The sequence below is a fragment of the Micromonospora sp. 15K316 genome (assembly GCF_004348525.1).
Taxonomy (GTDB): Bacteria; Actinomycetota; Actinomycetes; order Mycobacteriales; family Micromonosporaceae; genus Micromonospora.
Window position 1 is genome coordinate 1 of record NZ_SMKG01000321.1, and the last position, 5,291, is coordinate 5,291.

Genomic DNA, 5,291 nt, shown 5'->3' on the forward strand with positions numbered 1-5,291 from the left:
GTGTCCGGCCGGTGGGGTCGGGGCGCCGGCCGGCGGGAAGCCGGTCGAGGCGGTGAACGGTGGCGCGGTCGCCGGCCCGGGCGGGGACCCGGCGGCGGCCTGCCCGGCCGCCGGGCCCGCGGCGTACGGGGACACCGGCGGCGCGGGGTACCCGTTCGAGGCGATGGTGAGGTCCGGCGCCGGCGGAACGGTCGAGGCGGCGGGACCCGTGGCGGGGGTCCCGCCGGCGGGGTGCCCCGGGGCCGGACCGGCGAAGGTGAGGTCGTCGGGCACGGGTTGCGGGGGAGTGCCCGGCGCGGCCGGCGGGCGCCCACCGTCGGGAGCGGCCGGCGGGACCGGCGACGGTGGCTGGGCGGGACCGGTCGCCGGGGCGGACGGTCCGGCCGGGGCCGCGCCCGCCTCCGCCCACGGCGGACGCGCGGCGTGCGGGTCGCCGGCCAGGCAGGCGCGCCGCGCCTCGGTGGCCGCCCGGGCCAGCTCGGCGGCGCTGCCGTACCGGTCGGCCGGGCGCTTCGCCATCGCCCGAGCCACCAGCTCGACCACCGCCGGTGGGGTGCCCGGCGGCAGCGGCGCCGGTTCGTCCTGCTGGTGGCGCAGCGCCACCTCGAGCGGGTTCTCGCCCACGAACGGGGGCTGCCCGGCGAGGCAGAGGTACGTCACGGCGCCGAGCGCGTACACGTCGCTGGCGGCGGAGACCGGCTGCCCGGTGGCCTGCTCGGGCGACATGAAGGAGGCGGTGCCGAGCACGATGTTGGCCGCGGTGATCCCGGTCAGGGACCGCGAGCGGGCGATGCCGAAGTCGACGAGCACCACCCGGCCGTCCGGCTTCACCAGCAGGTTGCCCGGCTTCACGTCCCGGTGCACGATCCCGGCGACGTGCGCGGCGTGCAGGGCCTCCGCCGCCTGCGCCACGACCGACATGGTGGACGCGGGATCGAGGCGGCCGGCGCGGCCGATCCAGTGGGTCAGCGGCTCGCCCTCGACGTACTCCATCACCAGGTAGTCGACCGGGCTGCCGTCGGCGAGAGCGGCCTGCCCGACGTCGTGCACCGCGACGACGCCCGGGTGCCGCAGGGCGGCCAGCATCCGCGCCTCGGCCCGGAACCGGGTGGTGAACTCGGCGTCGGCGACCAGCGTCGGCAGCAGCACCTTGACCGCCACCTCGCGTTCCAGCAGCAGGTCCGTGCATCGCCAGACCGCGCCCATCCCGCCCGTCGCCACACGTTCGCTCAGCCGGTAACGATCGCTGAGCACCACTCCCCGAGTCAGCACCGAGCCACCGTACCGGCCGGCGCGGGAAGCGTCATCGACGACCGTACGACCACGCGGCGGGCGAGCGCGCGGCCGGCGCGCGCCGGGGCGACTACGCTTGCGAGGGTTCGTCCCATGGGGACCACAGCGACGAGGGGAGACGCGGGCATGGCGTGGAGCTGGCGGTACGAGGGCACGGACGGCCAGCCGGCGACGGGTCCGGCGGAGTCGTTCGGCAGCCAGGCCGACGCCGAGTCCTGGATCGGTCAGGTCTGGCGCGAGCTCGCGTCGTCCGGCGTCACCTCGGTCGCACTCGTCGAGGACGACCGGGTCGAGTACCGGATGAGCCTGCTGCCCGCGGCCGAGTGATGGCCGACGACCGCCCGGGCGGAAACCTGGTGCTCGGCGTACCGCGAGCGGCATTCCGGCCGAGCCCCGTCTTCGTCGCCCTGGTGGCGCTCTTCGTGACCACCGGGGCGCTGGCCTGGAACGAGGTCGGCAACGTCCGGCTGGACGTCTTCGGCTTCGTGGTCTCCGGCTGGCTGGTCTCGCTCTGCCTGCACGAGTACGCTCACGCGATCGTCGCGTTCCGGGCCGGTGACCGCAGCGTCGCGCACCGCGGTTATCTGACGCTCAACCCGCTGAAGTACAGCCACCCGCTGCTCTCCATCGCGCTGCCGGTGCTCGTGGTGCTGCTCGGCGGCATCGGGCTGCCCGGCGGGGCGGTCTGGGTGGACCGGCATGCCATTCCGGGCCGGCTGCGGCACACCCTGGTCAGTCTCGCCGGGCCGGCCACCAACGTGCTCTTCACCCTCGTGCTCGTGCTGGTGCTGCGGGTCGGCAGCGGCACGGGCGGGTCGATCGAGTTCTGGGCCGGTGTGGCGTTGCTGACGTTCCTGCAGCTCACGGCGAGCGCCCTGAACCTGCTCCCGGTGCCCGGGCTGGACGGGGGCAACATGATCCAGCCCTGGCTCAACCCGCAGTGGCGCAAGATGTACGACCTCTTCGCCCCGTACGGATTCATCCTGCTCTTCGCGCTGCTCTGGAACCCGCGGATCAGCGGCTGGTTCTTCGACGTGGTCTTCACCGTCGGGGAGGTGCTCGGCCTGCCGTCCTGGCTCTACGCCGCGGGGCTGGAGCTGATCCGCTTCTGGCAGGGCTGACGGGGCTTTCGGGGTGACCGGTCGGCCGGGCGTCCGGCGACACGGTCCGGTCCGGCCGGGCTGACGCGCCGGCCGGACCGGATGGTGTCACGGGCGCTGCGCCGGGCTCTCGGTCTTGGCCGGGTCGCGCTCGGTGATCGGGTTGACGATCTCGTCGATCGCCTTGAGCAGGTCGGCGTCGAGCTTCACGCCGGCCGCCTTCACGTTGTCGTGGACCTGCTCGGGGCGGGACGCGCCGATGATGGCCGACGAGACGTTCGGGTTCTGCAACACCCAGGCGATGGCGAGCTGGGCCATGGTGAGGTCGGCCTGCTCGGCCAGCGGCCGGAGCTGCTGCACCCGGGTCAGCACCGCGTCGTTGAGGAACCGGGCGATGGTGTTCGCGCCCGACTTCTCGTCAGTGGCGCGGGAACCGGCGGGCGGCGGCTGACCCGGCAGGTACTTGCCGGTGAGCACGCCCTGGGCCATCGGCGACCAGACGATCTGACCGACGCCCAGCTCCTCGCTGGTGGGGACGACCTCGCCCTCGATGACCCGCCAGAGCATCGAGTACTGCGGCTGGTTGGAGATCAGCGAGATGTTCAGCTCGCGGGCGAGCTTGTGGGCCTCGCGGATCTGCGACGCCTTCCACTCGGAGACGCCGATGTAGTGCGCCTTGCCGGAGTGCACGACGTCGGCGAAGGCCTCCATCGTCTCCTCCAGCGGCGTGCTGTAGTCGTACCGGTGGGCCTGGTAGAGGTCCACGTAGTCGGTCTGCAGCCGGCGCAGCGAGCCGTTGATCGACTCCATGATGTGCTTGCGGGACAGGCCCCGGTCGTTGCGGCCCGGACCGGTCGGCCAGTACACCTTGGTGAAGAGTTCGATGCCCTCGCGCCGCTCGCCCTTCAGGGCGCGACCGAGCACCTCCTCGGCCTTCGTGCCGGCGTACACGTCGGCGGTGTCGAACGTGGTGATGCCGGTGTCGAGAGCGGCCCGCACACAGGCGAGGGCGGCGTCCTCCTCGACCTGCGAACCGTGGGTGATCCAGTTGCCGTACGAGATCTCGCTGACCATCAGGCCGGAGCGGCCAAGGTGACGGAATTCCATGACCTCGACCCTAACCCCGATCTTCGGCGGGCCTCGCCTCGCCGTCCTGGGGGAGTACCGGCCTGTGGCCTAGAGCACCGGGTTGGTGTCCGCGAGCAGGCGCTCGATCTCCTCGAGCACCTCCTCCGGCGTGCGGTGCACCGGGTCGATCAGCGGGTTGCCCCGCCGATCGAGCGCGCCCCACCGCCCGGTGCCCGTACCCACCAGGAACGCGACCGGATGCACCACCAGCGCCGGGTGCACCGGCGGCACGAGCACCGCGCCGGTGTGATCCACCACGCCATGCCGGCCGCCCAGCTCGACGACGGCCAGCCCCTCGTCGGTGAAGCCGTCGACGTGACGCCCGTCGGCCAGGGCGGTGCGGAAACTGTGGTACCGCGTCGGCACCACGATCTGACCGGTCCGGTCGACCGCGCCCCAGCCCTCCCGGCGGACCGCGGCCACACCACGCCGGAACGGCCGTACGTCGGCGAAGCCGGGCGGGATCACCACGTCACCGGTCGGGTCGACGGCGAGCCACCCCTCGGCGGCATTGCGAACCACCCAGGCCAGCCCGTCGGAGAAGGGGCGGACCGCGAGGTACGACGGCTCGATCACCGTGGTGCCGGTGAGCGCGATCAGCGACCAGCGGTCGGTGTCCGGACGGCGTACCCAGGCCAACCCCTCGCGGAACTGCTGGGTCTCGGCGTACCGGGCGGAGATGACCAGCTCGCCCTCCGGGTCGGTGTAACCCCAGAGCGCGCCGTCGCGTGCCGGCACCGGGGGTTGGATCCGCTCCAACACCTCGTCCCGGCTTCGGGGGTACGGCCCGAATCCCTCCGCCGCCCGTTCGGCGATCACGTCCAGCGCCGTCCGGACCCGGTCCAGCAGGTCGGCGTCCCCGGCGCCGCGCAGGTCGAGCGCGCGCTCGAAGTGCAGGCACGCCTCCATGAACCGGCCCTGGTCGACGCAGGAGCGCCCCGCATGCTCGTGCAGGGCGGCGCGCAGCCGGTCCGGCAACTCGGGGGAGGTGGCCCGGGCGAAGAGCTGGTCGGCCTCCAGGAACTCGCCGCGCCAGCGGAGCACCTGGCCCAGTCGGGCCTGGGCGAGCGCGATCCGACGCAGCTCACCGGTCGCCTCGGCGTAGGTGAGGGCGAGCCGGGCGTCGGCGAGGGCGTCGTCGAGTTCCCCGAGGACGCGGGACACCACGGCCCGGAGGCTGAGCAGCCGGGCGCGGGCCCGGTTGTCGAGCGCCGTACTCAACTTCTCGGTGAGCCGTCGCCGGACGACCTGCAGTTCGTCGGGCTCCTCCACGACCTCCCGGAGCGTCTGCGGATCGATCCGCCACCGGTACTTCGCCAGCACCTGCTCGGGGTCGCCCTGCTCGGCGGCGTTCGGCGCTGCCGGTGGTGCGGAGACGGACGCTGCGGGTGGTGCGGAGATCGGCGTGGTCGGTGGTGCGGAGACGGACGCTGCCGGTGGTGCGGACGTCGGCGCGGCGGACGGCGCGGCGTCGGGGGCGGCGGACGGCGCGGAGAGCGGCGTCGTGGGAGCCGTGCCGGCCGGTGGCGTGGGGACCGGCTCGACCGGCCGACCGGGCTCCGGCCCGGATGCGACAGTGGTGGCCGCGGGCGACGGTGCGGCGGATCCGGGCTCCTCGCCCGGGACCGGTGCGGGCACCGGAGGCGCCGGCGGCGTCGACTCCACGGTGGCGGCGGAACCCGGCTGCGGCGGGGCCACCGGGGACGCCGGCGGTGCCGACACCGGCGCGGCGGCGGAGGCGGTCTGCGACGGGGTCTCCGCTGTCTCTTA

General features: G+C 74.1%; 4 protein-coding genes and 1 pseudogene. 2 read left to right on the plus strand and 3 right to left on the minus strand.

What is annotated here, in order from left to right:
- A partial coding sequence (locus E1211_RS30580; protein ID WP_132353468.1) for a serine/threonine-protein kinase occupies positions 1-1,272 on the minus strand: 1,272 nt, incomplete at its 3' end.
- A 147-nt stretch (positions 1,273-1,419) separates the two neighbouring features.
- Between E1211_RS30580 and E1211_RS30585 the strand changes: the two genes are divergently transcribed.
- The gene (locus E1211_RS30585; protein WP_132353476.1) at positions 1,420-1,620 is read left to right on the plus strand and encodes a hypothetical protein; all 201 of its coding nucleotides are present in this window, start codon (positions 1,420-1,422) and stop codon (positions 1,618-1,620) included.
- Positions 1,620-2,414 (plus strand): site-2 protease family protein, encoded by a 795-nt coding sequence (locus E1211_RS30590; RefSeq protein ID WP_132353470.1) that lies wholly within the window; start codon positions 1,620-1,622, stop codon positions 2,412-2,414. The genes E1211_RS30585 and E1211_RS30590 overlap by 1 nt, the downstream gene beginning before the upstream one ends.
- 87 nt (positions 2,415-2,501) lie before the next feature.
- Here E1211_RS30590 and E1211_RS30595 read toward each other — a convergent pair whose 3' ends face one another.
- Positions 2,502-3,500: an aldo/keto reductase family protein gene (locus tag E1211_RS30595; protein WP_132353472.1), complete on the minus strand. Its 999-nt coding sequence runs from the start codon at positions 3,498-3,500 to the stop codon at positions 2,502-2,504.
- 69 nt (positions 3,501-3,569) lie between these two features.
- Positions 3,570-5,291, minus strand: a pseudogene (locus E1211_RS30600) (WG repeat-containing protein); the annotation flags it as partial.

Coding starts and splice junctions, on each gene's coding strand:
- E1211_RS30590 (WP_132353470.1), top strand. CDS start 1,620: ATGGCCGACGACCGCCCGGGCGGAAACCTGGTGCTCGGCGTACCGCGA.
- E1211_RS30595 (WP_132353472.1), bottom strand. CDS start 3,500: ATGGAATTCCGTCACCTTGGCCGCTCCGGCCTGATGGTCAGCGAGATC.
- E1211_RS30585 (WP_132353476.1), top strand. CDS start 1,420: ATGGCGTGGAGCTGGCGGTACGAGGGCACGGACGGCCAGCCGGCGACG.